At 59.1% G+C, this 18209-nt stretch carries 17 protein-coding genes and 1 tRNA gene; 14 read left to right on the top strand and 4 right to left on the bottom strand.

Annotated elements, in window-relative coordinates; genetic code table 11:
- The first annotated feature begins 332 nt into the window (after nt 1-332).
- The 8 genes from QA646_RS16265 (at nt 333) to QA646_RS16230 (ending at nt 6987) form a co-directional block, all read left to right on the top strand.
- Nucleotides 333-899 (top strand): sigma-70 family RNA polymerase sigma factor, encoded by a 567-nt coding sequence (locus QA646_RS16265; RefSeq protein ID WP_283056445.1) that lies wholly within the window; start codon nt 333-335, stop codon nt 897-899.
- Nucleotides 886-1521, top strand: a complete 636-nt coding sequence (locus QA646_RS16260; RefSeq protein ID WP_283056444.1) for an NrsF family protein — start codon at nt 886-888, stop codon at nt 1519-1521. The genes QA646_RS16265 and QA646_RS16260 overlap by 14 nt, the downstream gene beginning before the upstream one ends.
- A 264-nt stretch (nt 1522-1785) precedes the next feature.
- Nucleotides 1786-1859: transfer RNA gene (locus QA646_RS16255), tRNA-Gln, on the top strand.
- 340 nt (nt 1860-2199) lie between these two features.
- A complete protein-coding gene (gene rfbB / locus QA646_RS16250; protein ID WP_283056443.1) occupies nt 2200-3267 on the top strand; it encodes a dTDP-glucose 4,6-dehydratase in 1068 nt (355 codons plus the stop codon).
- Nucleotides 3264-4163 carry a dTDP-4-dehydrorhamnose reductase gene (gene rfbD / locus QA646_RS16245; protein WP_283056442.1) on the top strand — a complete coding sequence of 300 codons (900 nt, stop codon included), beginning with the start codon at nt 3264-3266 and terminating at the stop codon, nt 4161-4163. The genes rfbB and rfbD overlap by 4 nt, the downstream gene beginning before the upstream one ends.
- 100 nt (nt 4164-4263) lie before the next feature.
- A complete protein-coding gene (rfbA, locus tag QA646_RS16240) occupies nt 4264-5151 on the top strand; it encodes a glucose-1-phosphate thymidylyltransferase RfbA (RefSeq protein ID WP_283056441.1) in 888 nt (295 codons plus the stop codon).
- Between the two features lie 69 nt (nt 5152-5220).
- Nucleotides 5221-5769: a dTDP-4-dehydrorhamnose 3,5-epimerase gene (gene rfbC, locus QA646_RS16235; protein WP_283056440.1), complete on the top strand. Its 549-nt coding sequence runs from the start codon at nt 5221-5223 to the stop codon at nt 5767-5769.
- A gap of 75 nt (nt 5770-5844) precedes the next feature.
- Nucleotides 5845-6987 carry a glycosyltransferase gene (locus tag QA646_RS16230; protein ID WP_283056439.1) on the top strand — a complete coding sequence of 381 codons (1143 nt, stop codon included), beginning with the start codon at nt 5845-5847 and terminating at the stop codon, nt 6985-6987.
- Between the two features lie 42 nt (nt 6988-7029).
- Here the strand turns inward: QA646_RS16230 and QA646_RS16225 are convergent, their stop codons facing one another.
- Complete coding sequence (locus tag QA646_RS16225; protein WP_283056438.1) at nt 7030-8430, bottom strand: O-antigen ligase family protein; 1401 nt, start codon at nt 8428-8430, stop codon at nt 7030-7032.
- 144 nt (nt 8431-8574) lie between these two features.
- Nucleotides 8575-9150, bottom strand: a complete 576-nt coding sequence (locus tag QA646_RS16220) for a sugar transferase (protein WP_283056437.1) — start codon at nt 9148-9150, stop codon at nt 8575-8577.
- 187 nt (nt 9151-9337) lie between these two features.
- On the opposite strand from QA646_RS16220, the gene QA646_RS16215 reads away from it, so the two are divergent.
- On the top strand, nt 9338-10270 hold the full coding sequence (locus QA646_RS16215; protein ID WP_283056436.1) for an NAD-dependent epimerase/dehydratase family protein: 933 nt from the start codon (nt 9338-9340) through the stop codon (nt 10268-10270).
- Nucleotides 10271-10277: 7 nt separating this feature from the next.
- Here QA646_RS16215 and QA646_RS16210 read toward each other — a convergent pair whose 3' ends face one another.
- Nucleotides 10278-11564 carry a nucleotide sugar dehydrogenase gene (locus tag QA646_RS16210; protein WP_283056435.1) on the bottom strand — a complete coding sequence of 429 codons (1287 nt, stop codon included), beginning with the start codon at nt 11562-11564 and terminating at the stop codon, nt 10278-10280.
- Between the two features lie 327 nt (nt 11565-11891).
- On the opposite strand from QA646_RS16210, the gene QA646_RS16205 reads away from it, so the two are divergent.
- The 3 genes from QA646_RS16205 to QA646_RS16195 all read left to right on the top strand — a co-directional run bounded on the left by QA646_RS16205 (nt 11892) and on the right by QA646_RS16195 (nt 14722).
- Nucleotides 11892-12074, top strand: coding sequence for a hypothetical protein (locus QA646_RS16205; protein ID WP_283056434.1), 183 nt, complete (start codon nt 11892-11894; stop codon nt 12072-12074).
- A 130-nt stretch (nt 12075-12204) separates the two neighbouring features.
- Nucleotides 12205-13188 (top strand): UDP-glucose 4-epimerase GalE, encoded by a 984-nt coding sequence (gene galE, locus QA646_RS16200; RefSeq protein WP_283056433.1) that lies wholly within the window; start codon nt 12205-12207, stop codon nt 13186-13188.
- The gene (locus QA646_RS16195) at nt 13166-14722 is read left to right on the top strand and encodes an alkaline phosphatase family protein (RefSeq protein WP_283056432.1); all 1557 of its coding nucleotides are present in this window, start codon (nt 13166-13168) and stop codon (nt 14720-14722) included. Before galE ends, QA646_RS16195 begins: the two co-directional genes overlap by 23 nt.
- Before the next feature lie 21 nt (nt 14723-14743).
- On the opposite strand, the gene QA646_RS16190 is transcribed toward QA646_RS16195, so the two are convergent.
- Nucleotides 14744-15250 carry a DUF1993 domain-containing protein gene (locus QA646_RS16190; RefSeq protein WP_283056431.1) on the bottom strand — a complete coding sequence of 169 codons (507 nt, stop codon included), beginning with the start codon at nt 15248-15250 and terminating at the stop codon, nt 14744-14746.
- Between the two features lie 390 nt (nt 15251-15640).
- Here QA646_RS16190 and QA646_RS16185 point away from each other — a divergent pair, with 390 nt between their 5' ends.
- Together QA646_RS16185 and QA646_RS16180 are read left to right on the top strand one after the other, a co-directional pair.
- A complete protein-coding gene (locus tag QA646_RS16185; protein WP_283056430.1) occupies nt 15641-16570 on the top strand; it encodes a sugar ABC transporter substrate-binding protein in 930 nt (309 codons plus the stop codon).
- A gap of 73 nt (nt 16571-16643) precedes the next feature.
- Nucleotides 16644-18185 carry a sugar ABC transporter ATP-binding protein gene (locus tag QA646_RS16180; protein WP_283056429.1) on the top strand — a complete coding sequence of 514 codons (1542 nt, stop codon included), beginning with the start codon at nt 16644-16646 and terminating at the stop codon, nt 18183-18185.
- Nucleotides 18186-18209 lie beyond the last annotated feature (24 nt).

Raw genomic sequence — 18209 nt, 5'->3', positions numbered from 1 at the left:
GTTTTTACGCATTCGTCCGCCCAAGCTTCTGCGAGGCAGTCTATCATTCAATTCTTCGCATGTATGCCGGGAGCACTGCGCAAGGTTTGGTTCCGTGAGATACTGGGGAGCGGCAGATAAGATACCGCTGGCCGAGCGGCGTAGGTGACGGATCATGGAACAACGGCCTTTTCAAGCCGCACTTTTTCGTGCCTGATAGCGGCCGAATCGCCGGATGACGCCCAATCTTCGGCGCATCTGTCTTGGCCGAAATCCGATTAGGCAAGGTTTTGCAAAAGAATGACCATTGCCGGTAACAAAAGCTTGCGGTCGCGCGTAGAAGGAGATGCCGAATGAATTATTCGGCGCGCGAAGAGGAATGGGCAGTCTGGATGCGGGCCGCCGTCGACGGCGATGCGCAGGCCTATCATCGCTTCCTGTCCACTGTCACTCCCTATCTGCGCGCGATGGCGCGCCGGCGCTGCGATCAGTTCGGCGCACCGGCAAGCGAGGCCGAAGACGTGGTCCAGGAAGTGTTGCTGACGATACATCTGAAACGCGGAACGTGGGACACCTCGCGTCCCATCGGCCCGTGGATATCGACCATCGTGCGCAACAAGCTGATCGACAGCCTGAGGCGGCGCGGGCGGCATATGAGCGTGCCGATCGACGATGTCATCGATATTTTGGAAGCGGAAGAGCAGACGGATGCCTTGGATCGCCTTGATGTCGATCATATGTTGGAGCAGTTGAAGGATCCGCAGCGGACTATCGTACGCTCAATCTCCGTCGAGGGAGCCAGCGTGCGCGAGACCGCCGGTCGGCTGAAGATGACGGAGGGTGCGGTGCGCGTCGCCCTGCATCGCGCATTGAAGGCGCTTGCCGCCTTATATCGGAGCGAGACCAGTGAAAACCGATGACCTCATCAATCTTCTGGCGCAGGATGCGCCGGTCCGCACGCGGATCGGGCAGGCGCTGACGCTCGCGGTCGTCGGTGGCATCCTCATCAGCGGCCCAATCTTCTTCGCAGCGATCGGTTTTCGCGCCGATATCGGCAGTGCCATGGAAACGGTGCGCTTCCTGTTCAAATTCGTCGTCACCATTGCGCTGGCTGTCACCGCCGGGGCCGTCGTCTTCCGCATCGGCCGCCCCGGCGTATCGCTGCGCCCTTGGGGCTGGATGTTGCTCGCCGCACCGCTGCTGCTGGCTGCCGCCGCGCTTGCCGAGTTGATGGTCATCCCGGCCGATAGCTGGGGCGCGCGCATGATCGGACACAACGCTCGCTTCTGCCTGACACTCATTCCGCTGCTGTCGATCGGTCCGCTTGCCTGTTTCCTCTTTGCGCTGCGTCAAGGGGCGCCGGAGAATCCGGGTGCCGCCGGCGCGGTCGCCGGGCTTGCCGCGAGCGGCATCGCAGCCACCTTTTATGCTTCCAATTGCACCGACGACAGTCCGCTTTTCGTCCTGCTCTGGTATCCGATCGCCATCGCCGCGGTGACGGCGGTTGGATATCTCGTCGGCAGGCGTATGCTGCGCTGGTGATGGGTCACTGTGTCCCCAAACAAAGCCATGAACGGTGGCCGGCGGTCGTAAACGCAATCACCAGATTGAACAGAGCTTGGATAAGGCGTCAGGCCTGCTTTTCGATAATGGCTGGAAATGCCGCTGGTCAGGGACTATCTTGTCGGTTGGCTGCGCCTTGCTCAAAAAATCTCGTTCGTGGGCGTTAAAGTGTTTGCATCCGCGGCGAATTCCATTATAGAGGCGCTGCTTTCCCCGCGGGGGCGTCCATCGTCCAGCGGCTGTTGGGAAATAGTTCAATGGTAGAACAGCGGACTCTGACTCCGTTAATCTTGGTTCGAATCCAGGTTTCCCAGCCAATCTAAGCTCCGTCAAATAGACTTTCCATCCATAAACGCTACCCGCACCCATGCTCACGTCGGACAACGGCCGCAAGCGGGCTGACGTAAAGCGCTGATATGATTTCTTGATCAGCGGAATCTCGATTCGCTCCTCTTGGCAGACGCATCTTTTTACGAGCGAAAATCGCAAGACTCTGGGACAATTTTTGAGTGAATTCGCATCCAAAAGCTTTTCAAGGCCTGCGTCGACGTTGTAGAAGTCAGGCACTCACCGGCACTATTTCCCAGCATCACCGGTGGGGTACCGCGATCATATTAGAAGTTGTATTGAAGAAATTTAGGTGAGACTGAAAGCGAAATGACGATATTGGTTTCTGGGGGCGCCGGTTTTATCGGGGGGAATTTTGTTCTTGATTGGTTGGAACGCTTCGATGAAACGGTGATCAACCTCGACAAGCTCACCTATGCCGGCAATCTGGGCACGCTGAAAGAATTGAACGGTAATGGTCGCCATGTGTTCGTTCACGGCGACATCGGCGACCGCGATTTGGTCAGCGACCTGCTTGTCACCCATAAGCCGCGCGCCGTCATCAACTTTGCCGCCGAAAGCCATGTCGACCGCTCCATTCATGGGCCGGGTGAGTTTATTCAGACGAATGTCGTCGGCACGTTCAACCTGCTCGAGTCGGTCCGTGGCTATTGGGATGGTCTGCCGAGCGAGGAGAAACAGGCATTTCGTTTCCTTCATGTCTCGACAGACGAGGTCTACGGCACGCTTTCCAAGGATGATGCGCCCTTCAACGAGCTCAATCGATACGAGCCGAACAGCCCCTACTCCGCAAGCAAGGCCGCGTCGGACCATCTGGTGCGCGCCTGGCATCATACCTATGGCCTGCCGGTATTGACGACCAATTGCAGCAATAATTACGGCCCCTATCATTTTCCAGAGAAGCTGATCCCTCTGGTGATCTTGAATGCGCTTTCGGGCAAGAGCCTTCCGATCTATGGCGACGGTCAGCAGATCCGCGATTGGCTCTATGTCAGGGATCACTGCAGCGCTATCCGCCGCGTGCTGCAATCCGGCAAGGTCGGTGAGACCTACAATGTCGGCGGCTGGAACGAGAAGCCCAATCTGGATGTCGTGCATACGATCTGCAGCATTCTCGATGAGTTGCGGCCGAAGGCCGGCGGCGGCCGCTACAAGGACCAGATCGCCTTCGTGAAGGACAGGCCCGGTCATGATCGCCGCTATGCGATAGACGCCCGCAAGCTCGAACGCGAACTGGGCTGGAAGCCTGAAGAAACGTTCGAGACCGGCATTCGCAAGACGATTGAATGGTATCTCGCCAATCAGGATTGGGTAGGGAACGTCACCAGCGGCGCTTACCGCGAATGGGTCGGCAAGCAGTATGAGGTTCAGGCGTGAGCGCGGTTCTGATCACCGGCGCGAATGGGCAGGTCGGCTTCGAATTGCAGCGTTCCCTGGCGCCCCTTGGCAAAATAATCGCCGTAACGCGTGCGGAGATGAACTTGTCGGATGAGACGAGCATTCTCTCCGCGCTCAGGGAATATAAACCGGGGATCATCGTCAATCCCGCCGCCTATACGGCCGTCGATCGCGCCGAGAGCGAAAAAGAGCAGGCGATGGCGGTCAATGCGACTGCGCCCGGCGTGCTGGCGCGCTGGGCCGCCGATAATGGTGCTCATCTCGTACATTATTCGACGGACTATGTCTTCGACGGCATGAAAGCCGATCCCTATGTGGAGAGCGATCCGGTCAATCCGCAGTCGGTCTATGGCGAAAGCAAGTGGCTGGGCGAAGAGGCGGTGCGCTCCGCCGGCGCACATCATGTCATCTTGCGGACGAGTTGGGTTTACGGCCATCACGGCAATAACTTCCTCAAGACTATTCTGCGTCTTGCGCAGGAGCGCAGCGCGTTGAACGTCGTCGCGGATCAGATCGGCGTACCCACTTCGGCGGCGCTGATTGCGGATGTCACGCGCAGGATCGTCGAGGTCGTCAGTGGCTCGAATGCGCCTGATCTTTCCGGCACCTATCACCTAAGCGCTGTGGGCAATACGTCATGGCACGGCTATGCCGCGCATATCGTCCGCGAGGCATCAGCGAGAAACTTCAAGCTTGCTCTGACGCTCGATGCTCTCAAGGCGATCTCGACCGCGGAATATCCGACACCGGCGAAGCGGCCGCCAAATTCCAGGTTGGACTGCACGAAATTGGCGGATAGTTTCGAGCTGCGCCTTCCGGCTTGGCAAGAGGGTGTGACGGAGGTGCTTGAAAAGCTTTCGCTTGCCTCAAGTTGAGGGGCGCGAAGTTTAAAAACTGAAGCCGCAGTTGTCTATCTATGATGGGCTGCAAAGAATTTGATGGGCTGCAAAGAATTTGAGTCGAGACGTTTCTACAATGACTAAAGCACGCAAAGGCATCATCCTCGCCGGCGGATCCGGAACTCGCCTGTATCCTGCGACCCTTGCCGTCAGCAAGCAGCTCCTGCCGATCTACGACAAGCCGATGATCTATTATCCGCTGACGACTTTGATGTTGGCCGGCATTCGGGAAATCCTCATCATTTCGACGCCGCAGGATACGCCTCGTTTCGAGCAGTTGTTGCAAGACGGAAGCCAGTGGGGCATCAAGCTCGACTATGCGGTTCAACCGAGCCCGGATGGTCTTGCGCAGGCGTTTCTTATCGGCGAAACGTTTCTCGATGGTGCCCCCTCCGCCCTGGTGCTGGGAGACAACATCTTCTACGGGCACGATTTCACCAAGCTTCTTCATCAGGCGAACGACAAGCAGGGCGGCGCCACCGTTTTTGCCTATCACGTGCAGGATCCGCATCGTTACGGCGTGGTCGAATTCGATGCTCAGGGCCGTGCGATCAGCCTCGAAGAAAAGCCGAAGGCCCCCAAGAGCAACTACGCCGTCACAGGGCTTTATTTCTACGGTGCCGATGTGGTCGACGTGGCGAAATCCATACGTCCCTCACCGCGCGGCGAACTGGAAATAACCGATGTCAACGCGCACTACCTCAGGGCAGGGCAGCTCGATGTCCAGACGATGGGCCGGGGCTATGCCTGGCTCGACACGGGCACGCATGAATCCATGCTGGAGGCGAGCCATTATATCGCCACCATCGAGAGCCGGCAGGGCCTGAAGGTCGCCTGCCCAGAGGAAATCGCCTATCGGAGCGGTTGGATCGACACTTCCCAGGTCGAGGCCCTGGCCGATCCGTTGAAGAAGAACGCATATGGACAGTATCTTCTCGGGATTCTGCGTGAGCGGGTATTTTGACAACGTGCCTGGCGATGCCGAGCGTCCGCAGATCACTCCGGCACTGGTTGAGTGAAGCAGGAAACACAGATGAAAGCCATCGATACCGCCATACCGGACGTGAAGATCATCGAACCCGCGGTGTTTGCCGACGATCGGGGTTTTTTCTTCGAGAGCTTCAGCCGGGTCAAATTCGAGGCGGCGATCGGGCGAAGCGCGACATTCGTGCAGGACAATCATAGCCGGTCGGGGAAAGGCGTCCTGCGCGGCCTGCATTATCAGTTGCCGCCACGTGTTCAGGCCAAGCTCGTCCGGGTCGTCATCGGAGAGGTGTATGATGTCGCGGTCGACATCAGAAGGTCTTCTCCAACTTTCGGCCAGTGGGTCGGTGTCCTTCTGTCGGAGGAAAACAAGCGTCAGCTTTGGATTCCGGAAGGGTTTGCGCATGGATTTCTGACGCTGAGCGACCGTGTCGAATTCCTCTACAAGACCACCGATTATTATGCGCCGGAGAGCGACCGCGGCATTCGTTGGGACGATCCGACGCTCGCAATCGACTGGAAAACGGTCGGCCCCCTGACGTTTTCCGCTAAGGATCAGCGGCAACCATTGCTGGCGGATGCCGAGATCTTCGATTGATCCTGCATTCCGACTCCGGCTCTTCGTGCGATGCCGATTATGGACCTGCGCAGCTTCTCTCGCTACAGGAGTGACATGCGCGTTCTACATTTTTTCAAGACATATTGGCCGGATACTTTCGGCGGGATCGAGCGGACAATCCATGCGATCGTCAAAGGCGTCGCAGGACACGACATACAGTCCGATGTCCTCTCGCTCAGCAAGACGCCCGAGAAAGGCACCGTCGAATTCGACGGCCATATGGCTTACAAGGCGAAGCTCGATTTGGAATTTGCCTCCACCGGCTTTTCGCGCGAGACATTCGGCCGTTTTCGGGAGCTGAGCCGGAAGGCTGATGTCGTCCACTATCATTTTCCATGGCCGATGATGGATATCGTCCATCTTGCTGCCCCACCCGGCAAGCCGACCATCGTCACCTACCATTCCGACATTGTGAAGCAGAAGTTTCTGTTGAAGCTCTACGAGCCGGTCATGCACCGTTTCCTGGCAAGCGTCGGCGCGATCGTGGCCACGTCGCCGAATTATCTGGCGACGAGCGACGTCTTGCAGCGCTACCGGGACAAGACCACCGTCATCCCGCTCGGTCTGGACGAGGCGGATTATCGGAAGTCAAAAGAAGAGGATAGAGTGCGTTGGCGCGCGCGGTTTCCCAAACCGTTTTTCCTCTTTGTCGGCGTGCTACGCTATTACAAGGGCGTTCATGTCCTTCTCGAAGCGGCACGGCAGACGGCCAGCGATATCGTCATCGTCGGCGAAGGTCCGATGGAAGCATCATTGAAGAATTATGCGCAGCAGCACGGTCTCGGAAACGTCGCCTTTCTGGGGGCGCTGCCGGATGCGGATAAGGCTGCTCTTCTCGAATTGTGCACAGGGTTCGTATTTCCGTCCAATCTTCGCTCGGAAGCATTCGGCCTTTCGCTGGTCGAGGCCGCGATGTTCGGTAAACCGATGATTTCCTGTGAAATCGGTACAGGCACCAGTTTCGTCAACCAAGACGGAAAAACGGGCTATGTCGTGCAATCAAACAAGCCAGCGGCGCTTGCGGACGCAATGGGACGTCTCGTCGCCGATGGCGAGACGGCAGCATCCTTAGGCAAAGCGGCTCGCCTGCGATATGAAGAGTGCTTTACCGCAGAGCGGATGGGGAATGCCTATGCCACGCTCTATAAGAGCCTGCATAGTCGAATGCCTTCTGGCGCAAGCGAAGGAAAGCCCTAAAGGAAATGTCGATCGCAAGATTGCCGCGCTGACCGTTCGTGATCAGGCGCCGACAGCCTCTGCCTGTGGTTTCTTCGCCGGCATCAACAAGCGTTCCCCTCTCAAGCGCATGCCGCACCAGCAAGCGAAAGCGGAGCTTGTCAGCGCAAGGCTTTCGCCGATCGCAAGGCGGTTGTTAGAGTTGCTGAGCAGCGTCAGCGCAAAGAAGAACAGGCAGACGGCATAGGCATGCCAGGCAGTGCGCGGTATGAGGCCGGCTTTACGGGCACGCCAGACGTTGACGATGAGCGCGGCGAGAATGAGCGCCATGACAAGGCCGCCGAACAGGCCGTGGCGCACCAGCATTTCGAGATAGCCGTCGTGCAGCAGCGTATATTGGACGTCGGCATAGCGCGTATGCTTCCAGCGCTCCACCCATTCGCCGCCCCATCCGAAGATGGGCGCGGAGGAGAACAGTTCCCAGCCATTCGACCAGAGCTGGAGCCGGGCGTCCATGGAAAAGGGCGTGGTATCGGAAGTGATCGTGCTTGACACGGCATCACTGAGATCGCGGCTTTTGGTGATGTTGTCGATCATCTCGATGGTGGAAGAGACGGTCGGGCCAGCGGTCTTTTCAATATTGTGCCGCACTGCATAGGCGCCGCCCAGCAGAAGCACCGCGGCGCAGGCGACGACGATAAGGCCGGTTTTCAAGCGCAGATAGGTCAAGGTCACCAGCCCCAGCACTGGCAGCGTGGCGGCGAGCGCCAGCCAGACGCCTTTCGATTTTGCGCCGTAGATGGCGATCAGACAGAGAATGGCAATCAATGGCGAGACGATATAGGCGAAGCGGGCAATCGACCGATCGCTGGATTTGTCCGTCAGATAGTGCAGCAGCCAGAAAGCGGTGAAGATCAGGATCATCCCGCAGGCGACCGCTCCGTGAATCTGGTTATTCATGATCAGCGGGCGCACCGTTTCGCCGGCAAAGACGTCGCGGAAATGCTGCGTGGCGATCAACATGATCAGCGCGAAGGCGAAAACTGCGGCGACGATTTTTTCCAGCACCGGTTCGTAGAGCAAAAAGGCGACGCCGAGGATCGGAAAGAAGAAGGGATAGGCATAGAGCCAATCGGATGCCCCGATCGAATGCTCCGGCGTCATCAGGAAGATGGCGACGAAGCGGACAAGAACGTAGGTGCCCCAGCCCATGCAGAGCCAACCGAGCCAGTCGGTACGCGGGCGTACCGGCGCCTTCCGGTAATAGTGCAGGGCTATGAGGGCAAGGAAGGGCGCGACATAACGGTAGGCGGCGCTTTCGACGAAGAGCGGCGATACGACCACGAGCCACAGGAGGCTACCAAAGATGATCAGGCGCTGCGGCAGGACGACAGGCACGAGTTCGCCGGCGTTGTTTCCAGGCGCAAGATCGATGGGTGGTTTATTCGTCTGCAACTGAGCCAATATTGCGTCCGCCCTTCTTCGTATTTCAGCCAGCAGGTGTCCGTTGGCAGTAAGGTCGCAAGCCGGCAGGAATACGGCATTTTGGTGGCGGGCAATTCATGTGGTCTGTTTATGATATCAAAATCTTATGATATCGCCGCCCTGCTAATGCGTTACGCCGTCGCTGCGCACAACTTTCAACACCGTCAGAACGATGATCTTGAGGTCGAAGAGAAACGAGCGCCGGCGTAGATAGTCTTCGTCCAACGCCACTTTCTGCGGGATCGGCAGCTCATCGCGGCCGTTGACTTGCGCCCAGCCGGTCAGGCCCGGCGGCAGTGCGTCGACGCCGCGCTCGGTGCGCAGCGCAATCAGATCATGCTGGTTGAAGAGGGCCGGGCGAGGGCCGACGATGCTCATCTCGCCCTTCAGGATGCACCAGAGCTGCGGCAGCTCATCCAGGCTGGATTTGCGCAGGAAGGAACCGATCGGGGTCAGATAGGCGTTGGCGTCCTTCAGGAGATGGGTCGCGACCGCCGGCGTGTCGGTCCGCATGCTACGAAATTTCGGCATGCGGAAAATCCTGTTTCCACGGCCGACACGGTCCGACCAGTAGAGAACGGGGCCGGGGGAGGTCAGCCGCACGGCGACGGCGACGATCAGGATCGGGATGGAAAAGACCACGGTTGCGCCGAGGGCGGCAAGGAAGTCGAAAAGGCGCTTGGCGATCGTATAGGGCATCGTTTCTAGTGGTTCTGCCGGGCTCGTGTGTGGTTGAGCCGATGACGGCTTTGTGCGGAGTGCATCTCACATCATGGACTTGTTCACAATCGCCCTATCCATGAATTTTGCCGGGCTTGTTCCCGGTGGAGGGAATGTGCAAAGCATGGCGGCAACGAAAACCGGGTAGAACAAGGGTGGCAGACGCATGATCCTGGTCACAGGCGCGACGGGTTTTGTCGGGCAGGCGCTTTGCGCCGAGCTTTCGCGGCGACATTTGGCTTATCGACCGATCAGCCGTGCGCCGAAGCCGGGCTTCTTCGCCATAGGTAACATCAATGACGGGACGGATTGGGCTGGCGCGCTCGCAGGCGTCGAAACGGTCGTGCATCTGGCGGCGCGGGTCCATGTCATGAATAACACCTCCGCCGATCCGCTTGCCGCCTTTCGCGCCGCCAATGTCGACGCCGCGGTCAATCTGGCGAGGCAGGCGGCGAAGGCCGGTGTGAAGCGCTTCATTTTCTTAAGCTCGATCAAGGTCAATGGCGAGGCGACCGAACTCGGCAAGCCGTTTACCGCGTCGGATAAGCCGCATCCGGAGGACCCCTATGGGCAGTCGAAGCGGGAGGCGGAGGCGGCGCTCCTGACCATAGGCAAGGAAACGGGCATGGATGTCGTGATCATCCGCCCGCCTCTTGTCTATGGCCCCGGGGTAAAGGCGAATTTCGCGAGTTTGATGAAATGGGCCAGGCGGCCGCTTCCTTGGCCTTTCGGTCTGGTCGCCAACCGGAGATCCCTAGTTTTCGTCGGCAATCTCGTCGATTTCATTCTGCTCTGCGTGCGCCATCCCGATGCGGGAAATCGCGTGTTTCTGATCAGCGATGGCGCGGATCTTTCCATCGGCGAATTGATCGGCAAGCTCTCTTCGGCAATGGGGCGCAGAGCGCTGCTGCTGCCTGTACCGCCGCGCCTTTTGGAAGGACTCGCGGCGCTGCTTGGCCGTCGTGCGGCGGCGCAACGTCTCTTTGGGTCGCTGCAGGTCGATATCGGCGAGACGACGACGATCACCGGCTGGTCGCCGCCTTTTTCGGTCGAAGACGGTCTGCGGCTGACGGTTGCGGCATCCGTGCAGGATCGCTGATCGTCCCTCACAGGCTCCAGACAGCATGCCCCTTGAGTAGCGGGTTGCTCTGCTCCAGCGCGGCCTTCACGTCGACCACCACGCCGTTCTCGCCGAGCAGATCAAGGATCTGCGCGGCCCCGTCGGTCAGGTAAGACTTGTGCGGTACGGCAAGGACGAGGGCGTCGAGCTCGCCGAAATCTTCGAGCGCCGCCAGCCGCACGCCGTATTCCTCTTCCGCCTCGTGATGGCTGGCCATGGGGTCGTGCACCAGCGGTTCGAGGCCGAATTGATGCAGTTCGCGGATGATGTCGGGCACGCGGCTGTTGCGCAGGTCGGGGACGTTTTCCTTGAAGGTCAGGCCGAAGATGCCGATCCGGGCGCCGTTGATCGGCTTTTGCGCCGCTACCAGCATCTTGATGAGTTTCTGGGCGATGAAGGCGCCCATGCCGTCATTGATGCGGCGGCCGGAGAGGATGACTTCGGGGTGGTAGCCAAGCTCCTCGGCCTTGGCGGTAAGATAATAGGGGTCGACGCCGATGCAGTGGCCACCGACCAGACCGGGCGTGAAGGGCAGGAAATTCCATTTCGTCCGGGCCGCTTTCAGCACGTCGGCGGTGCGGATATCCATCTTCTCGAAGATGATCGACAGCTCGTTCATCAAGGCGATGTTAAGGTCGCGCTGGGTGTTTTCGATCACCTTGGCGGCCTCGGCCACCTTGATGCTGGGCGCGCGATGAATACCGGCCTGGACCACCGCACCATAGACGGCGGCGATCCTCTCCAGCGTCTCCTCGTCGTCGCCGGCGACGACCTTCACGATGCGTTCGAACGTGTGTTCCTTATCGCCGGGGTTGATCCGCTCGGGCGAATAGCCGACGTGAAAATCCTCGCCCTGGCGCAGGCCGGAGACGTCGGCGAGCACGGGGCCGCAGACCTCTTCCGTCACGCCGGGATAGACCGTCGATTCATAGACGACGATGCCGCCCCTCTTCAAAGCCTGACCGACGGTGCGCGAGGCTGATATCATCGGCCTCAGATCCGGCTGGCGGTTTCTATCGATTGGCGTTGGAACCGCGACGATGAAGATGTCGCGGTCTTGCAGGTCGTGAATGTCGCTGCTGATGCGGAGCCCGCTTTCCTTCAGGCGTGCCGGTGAAACCTCGCGGGTATCGTCCTCTCCGGCTTTCAGGGCCTTGATGCGGGAGGTCTTGATATCGAAGCCGACCACGTCTGAAAATTTCTCAGCCAGGGCGATCGCGACAGGCAATCCGACATAACCCAGGCCGATGACGGCAATTTTTTCGCTCAACACAATCCACCTCGAACAATCGGCCTGAATTAGCCCGAATCCAGGCAGCGTGTCAGCGCAAATCTTTGTCAGGAGACGTCAATTCAGGTGCAAGTCAGATCAATGTGACTATCAGGCGGAGGCTTTGCAATAGCCGCATCGGCGGGGGCGTCGTCGCACTCCCACCATCTTTCGAGGCGGCCGAATAAAAAGGAAGCGCGCGGATAGGTGCCGATAAACTGTCCAACCTCGCCGCGGCAGGTCAAAAGGTCGCGGCGCCGCCTATCGAAACCCTTCGCCGCAAGCCCATTTAGTATTCAGAGACATATTTCCCGGGATGCGTCGTTTGCAATGCGGAACAAATATCTTGCCCTTTTATACGCCAGGCGCGCGGAGCTGGAATCCAAACTCGAGCTGCATATAGCACGCTATTGTTTCGGCGAAGGCGAAATCGATGACGGCACAGAGGCGGAGCTTCGGCAACGCATTATGGAAATCTCAGACGAGATCGCCGCGCTGGAAAGCCGAGCATAGCCATTAAGGTTGCCCTTCAAAGCTCCGTCTATTTCTGGTCTTGCAACTGATCTACAGGTCTCTAACTCTACGCGGGGATTCGAGCACGATGCTGCGTGCTTGAGCAGTCGGTCTTTGAGAAGAGGTGATTATGGCAGGCGAAACGGTTCTGGTGGTCGGGGGAGCTGGTTATATCGGCTCGCATACATGCCTGGATCTGGCGAATAAGGGCTTTCAGCCCGTCGTCTACGACAATTTTTCCAACGGTCATCGCGAATTCGTCAAATGGGGTCCGGCGGAAGAGGGCGATATTCGCGACAGGGCGCGGCTCGATGAAGTCCTGGCGAAATACAAGCCGGCCGCCATCCTGCATTTCGCGGCGCTGATCGAGGTCGGCGAATCGGTCAAGGATCCCGTCTCCTTCTATGAGAACAACGTCATCGGCACGCTGACGCTGCTATCGGCGGCGCAGGCAGCCGGCGTCAACGCCTTCGTATTTTCCTCCACCTGCGCGACCTATGGCCTGCCGCAGAGCGTGCCGCTGGATGAGAGCCACCGGCAGGTACCGATCAATCCCTATGGCCGCACCAAATATATCGTCGAGCAGGCGCTTGCCGATTATGATCAATACAAGGGTCTGCGCTCCGTGGTGCTGCGCTATTTCAATGCGGCCGGCGCCGATTTCGACGGGCGCATCGGTGAGTGGCATACGCCGGAGACCCATGCCATCCCGTTGGCGATCGATGCGGCGCTTGGCCGTCGTCAGGGCTTCAAGGTGTTCGGCAGCGACTACGACACGCGCGACGGTACCTGCGTGCGCGACTATATCCACGTCCTCGACCTTGCGGATGCGCATGTCCGGGCGGTGGAATATCTGCTGCGGGGCGGCGAGTCAGTGGCGCTCAATCTCGGCACTGGTACGGGCACGACGGTCAAGGAATTGCTGTCGACGATCGAGACGGTGTCGAACCGGCCTTTCCCCGTCGAATATGTCGGCCGCCGCGAGGGCGATTCGACCACGCTGGTTGCCAATAACGATAAGGCCCGCGATGTTCTCGGCTGGTCGCCGAAATATGATCTCTCGCGTATTATCGAATCCGCCTGGAATTGGCATGCCAAATCCAACCAGCATTGAGCGGCGTGGTTCGGGCAAGCGCCCGAACGTGCTCTTGATATCGGCCGATCAATGGCGGGGCGATTGTCTCTCCGCTGTCGGTCACCCCTGCGTGAAAACGCCCAATATCGATGCTCTGGCGCGTGATGGTGTGTTGTTCCGCCGGCATTTCGCCGGCGCGGCACCCTGCTCGCCGGCGCGGGCGACGCTTTACACCGGCCTTTATCAGATGAACCACCGCGTCTGCCGCAATGGGTCGCCGCTGGATGCCCGTTTCGACAATCTGGCGCTTGCCGCCCGGCGTGCCGGCTACGATCCGACCTTGTTCGGCTATACCGATACGGGGCCCGATCCGCGCGGCATGGACCCGAACGATCCGCATCTAACGACTTATGAGGGCGTGCTTCCCGGATTCAGCGTGCGTCAGCTTCTGCCGGAGCACGAGAAGCAATGGCTCTCCTGGCTGCGCTCGCGTGGCCATCAGGGTGCGACGAGCCGCGATATCCACATTCCCGTCGGCGCAAAGCCCGGTGAGATCTCCAATGCCGCGCCGGCCTATTCGAAGGATGAGACGCAGACGGCTTTTCTCGCCGGCGAATTCATTCGCTGGCTTGGCGAACAGGAGGAGCCCTGGTTCGCCCATGTCTCTTTCCTCAGGCCGCATCCGCCGTTTTCGGTGCCAGAACCCTATAACCGCATGTTTGCCCCGAGCGATGGGCCGGCTTTTGCGCGCGCTGCCGACCGCGAAGTGGAGCAGGCGGTGCACCCCCTTCTCGCCTTCGCCATGCCGCTGATCGGCAAGAGTGGATTCATCCATGGCGGCGAGGGGCCAATGAGCGACTGGACGGCTGAAGATCTGTCGGCAATCCGCGCCACCTATTACGGCATGATTGCCGAAGTGGACGCGCAGCTCGGGCGGATCTGGCGGGCACTGAGGGATGCGGATGCCTGGGACGATACTGTGATCGTGTTCACATCGGACCATGCGGAAATGATGGGCGATCACTGGATGCTCGGCAAGGGCGGCTTTTTCGACGGCAGCTATCATATCCCGCTGGTCATTCGCGATCCGGGGCAGCCTGCCGGCGCAGGCCGGCAGGTGGAGCGCTTCACCAGCGCCGCCGATATTTTCCCGACCCTTTGCGATCGCCTGAGCCTCACGCCCGACAATCATCTGGACGGCGAAACGCTTCTGCCCTTTGTCGAGGGTGCGGAGCCGGAGGACTGGCGTGACGCGGCTTTCTGGGAGTTCGATTTCCGCGATATCGCCAAGGGCGAGGCGGAACGGCATTTCGGCCTGAGGTCGAATGCGTGCAATCTCGCTGTCATCCGGGACGAACGATTCAAATACGTCCACTTCGCCGGACTGCCGCCCTTGTTGTTCGATTTGGCGAATGATCCGATGGAGCTCACCAATCTCGCCGACAACCCGAATTATGTCGCGACCCGGCTTGCCTATGCCGAAAAGATGCTGTCGCTCAGGGCGCGGCACCTCGATCAGACGCTCGCCTATACCGAACTGACGGAAAAAGGGCCGGTCTCGCGCCGGCCCTGATCAGATTTACATAGCAGGCTATCAGGAAAACGAGCCGAGATAGGTCATCTTGCCGACCGGGAGCCCGCGGCTGCGCAGAATGTCGTGCGCGGTCGTGACGTGGAAGAAGAAGTTCGGCAGGGCAAAGCTTGCGAGATAGTTCTCGCCGCTGAACACGATCTTGTTACCGCCGGGCGTAATCGTCACCTCCCGGTTTTCGCTGCCTTCCATCGTCTCCGGCGTCACTGTCGCCAGGAAATCCTCCGTCTTCTTCAGGCGTTCGCGCAGCTCGGCAATGGTGGTCTCGTTGTCCTCGAAGCGCGGCGCGTCGATGCCGGTCAGCCGGACGATCGCGAGCTTGGCGCTGTCGGTGGCGCGCTGAAACTGGCCGGAGAGCGGCAGCATGTCGTCAATGAGGCGTGCGCCGACAAGGTCGTTCGGATCGGTGCCGTTTTCCGCCGCATAAGCCTCGATCTTGTCGAGATAGGTCGAAAGATTTGCGAGGCCGCGTTGAAAGACGGGGACCGAGAAGCGGTACATCGAGGGCATGTTGGTTCTCCATGGTCGGCCGGTGAAGTGGTTTCGGCCTGATATCAGCGGAATTTTACGTCATGCAGAATGTCAATGGAATGTGTGTTCCATCGGATTGGACGGCTCACATGTAAGCTCGATCCTCGTCTTTTACAGCCCTTTTCGACCGAAAATTACCGGCTGCGCTTCAATCGCCAGTTCCGTGATCGCAGCTACAAAATAGTGTTGACGTTCTTACCGAAAAATGGAATAAATATTCCGCAGATGGAATTTTACGGTTTGTTTGTTCCGTTTTTTGGGTTGCCGTTAGGGAGATGGCAGCTCATATTTGATGGCCCTACGGTGGAGACCGGGGGGCTCCGGCGTTAAGGAGGGGTGTAGCCGGACACCGTAGTTGGAGGAAAAATCATGAGAAAACTCATTCTGGGCTCCGCGATGGCACTTATGCTGTCGACTGCGGCCCATGCCCAGACCATCGGTGTGTCGATGGCGCTGTTCGACGACAACTTCCTGACCGTTCTGCGCAACGGCATGCAGGACTATGCCAAGACCATGAAGGGCGTAACGCTGCAGGTCGAAGACGCTCAGAACGATATCGCCAAGCAGCAGAGCCAGATCCAGAACTTCATCGCCAGCCACGTCGACGCCATTATCGTCAATCCCGTCGATACGGATGCCACGGCCGCCATGTCGAAGCTGGCGGCGGATGCAAAAATTCCGTTGATCTACGTCAATCGCGAACCGGCAAACGTCGACAGCCTGCCGGACAAGCAGGCCTTCGTTGCTTCCAACGAGCAGGAATCCGGCACCTTGGAAACCAAGGAAGTATGCCGTCTGCTGAAGGGCAAGGGCAAGGCCGTCGTCATGATGGGCGAACTGTCGAACCAGGCAGCCCGCATGCGCACCAAGGACGTGCATGACGTTCTCGCCACCGATGAATGCAAGGGCATCCAGATCGTTCAGGAACAGACCGCCAACTGGCAGCGCACCCAGGGCGCCGACCTGATGACCAACTGGCTCTCCAGCGGTTTGGAATTCGATGCCGTCATCTCCAACAATGACGAAATGGCGATCGGTGCCATTCAGGCGCTGAAGGCAGCCGGAAAGTCGATGGATAAGGTCGTCATCGGCGGTGTCGACGCGACGCAGGATGCCTTGGCAGCCATGCAGGCAGGCGACCTCGACGTCACCGTTTTCCAGGACGCCGCCGGTCAGGGCAAGGGGGCGGTGGATGCTGCTCTGAAGCTTGCCAAGGGTGATAAGGTCGACAAGAAGGTCTATATTCCCTTCCAGCTCGTGACGCCTGCGAACGTCAAGGACTTCGTCAAGAAGAACTAACAGCGCTGTTAGCGACGGATGCGGGCGTTACAGCCCGCATCCCCAAATTCCGACAGCTCCCGGGAGGGAAAAGATGGTTGTGAGCCCATCCACCATGGCTGCGGTGCGCGCCAGCGGCGCGGTCCCCAATGCCACCTATCTGCTGAGTGCCGAAGGTATCCGCAAGGAATTTCCGGGTGTGCTGGCCCTCGATGATGTTTCCTTCCGTCTGAAGCGCGGCACCGTGCATGCGCTGATGGGCGAAAACGGCGCCGGCAAGTCGACGCTGATGAAGATTCTGGCCGGCATCTATATACCGGATCAGGGCGAAGTGCGCCTGAAGGGCGTCGAGATCCGCCTGAAATCGCCGCTGGATGCGCTGGAGAACGGCATCGCAATGATCCATCAGGAGTTGAACCTGATGCCGTTCATGACCGTCGCCGAGAATATCTGGATCCGTCGCGAGCCCAAGAACCGCCTCGGCTTCGTCGATCATGCGGAGATGAACCGGAAGACCGAGGAACTCTTTCAACGGCTGAACATCACCATCGATCCGGAAATTCAGGTGCGGGATCTTTCGGTCGCCAACCGCCAGATGGTCGAAATCGCCAAAGCGGTCTCCTATAATTCCGACGTGCTGATCATGGACGAGCCGACCTCGGCGCTGACGGAACGCGAGGTGGCGCATCTCTTCGAGATCATCCGCGATCTGCGCGAGCAGGGCATCGGCATCGTCTACATTACCCACAAGATGAACGAGCTGTTCGAGATCGCCGATGAATTCTCGGTGTTCCGCGACGGAAAATACATCGGCACGCACTTGTCCACCGATGTCACCCGCGACGACATCATCCGCATGATGGTCGGCCGCGAAATCACCCAGATGTTCCCGAAAGAGGAGGTGCCGATCGGCGATACGGTCCTTTCCGTCAAGGGGCTCACTCTGGACGGCGTCTTCTCGGATGTTTCCTTCGATGTGAAGGCCGGTGAAATCCTCGGGGTCGCTGGTCTCGTCGGCTCCGGCCGTTCGAATGTCGCCGAGACGCTGTTCGGCGTGACTCCGGCCTCGTCCGGAACGATCGAGCTTTTCGGCAAGAAGGCCGATATCTCCTCGCCAGCGGTGGCGATCCGGCACGGCATGGCGTTCCTGACGGAAGATCGGAAGGATACCGGCTGTCTGCTGATCCTCAGCGTCCTTGAGAACATGCAGGTCGCCGTGCTGCACGACAAGTTCGTGCGGGCCGGTTTCGTGCAGGAGGGCTCGATCGAGGAGACTTGCGAAGATATGGCGCGCAAGCTGCGCGTGAAGACACCGAATCTCGACGAGCGTGTCGAAAATCTATCCGGCGGCAATCAGCAGAAAGTGCTGATCGGCCGTTGGTTGCTCACCAATCCGCGTATTCTGATTCTGGACGAGCCAACGCGTGGCATCGATGTCGGCGCCAAGGCGGAAATACACCGCCTGGTCACGGAAATGGCGCGCGATGGCGTCGCCATCATCATGATCTCCTCGGAGATGCCCGAAGTGCTCGGCATGAGCGACCGCATCATGGTGATGCATGAGGGACGGGTGACCGGTTTTCTCGATCGTGCGGATGCAACCCAAGTCAAGGTGATGGAGCTGGCGGCGCAATGATCGGGCCGGCCGTCGCAAAGGAGG

This window comes from Rhizobium sp. CB3090 (genome assembly GCF_029714285.1).
GTDB lineage: Bacteria > Pseudomonadota > Alphaproteobacteria > Rhizobiales > Rhizobiaceae > Rhizobium.
Note: the sequence above shows the minus strand (reverse complement) of the source record. Positions and strands in the feature narration are given on the sequence as shown.